This is a genomic window from Oleiphilus sp. HI0067, assembly GCF_001635735.1.
In genome coordinates, this window is the sequence record NZ_LWFI01000142.1 from 1 (window position 1) to 499 (window position 499).

The window sequence follows — 499 nt, forward strand, 5'->3', positions numbered from 1 at the left end:
AGCTAAAAAACTCCCAGACGGGCAAAGCGCTATTTTGTTGGGGCATGATGCATCTTTACTCCGTAGCGAGCATGATCGATGCATTGCACCCAAGCATTATCGCGAAATACTCGGACAACAAAGCCAAATACTCATTTGGGACTTACGCAAAGAGATTCATCCTGACGCGATCGCAGCAAGTAGTGGTGTTCTCGAAGGCGGCGGACTGCTCTTCGTATTAATCGACGATACGGATAACCAGCTTCAAGCATCCCACTCTCGATTTTTAAATACACTGATAGAAAGCGAAGCAATGCTTGTTATAGATAGTGACAACTTTGATGAAGCACTAACTCAGTTTTATCCCTTCCAAGTTCAATCATCAAACAAACAAGGTATTACACTCAACGAAGAACAGCAGGCCTGCTTGGCAAAAATTGAAAGAGTCGTAAAAGGACATCGCAATCGTCCTCTGATTCTACGAGCCGACCGCGGACGGGGTAAATCGACGACACTAGGT

General features: G+C 45.3%; 1 protein-coding gene. It reads left to right on the forward strand.

Annotated elements, in window-relative coordinates; genetic code table 11:
* Window positions 1-499 (forward strand): tRNA(Met) cytidine acetyltransferase TmcA domain-containing protein (locus tag A3739_RS01920; RefSeq protein ID WP_156502254.1); only part of this gene is annotated, 499 nt, incomplete at both ends.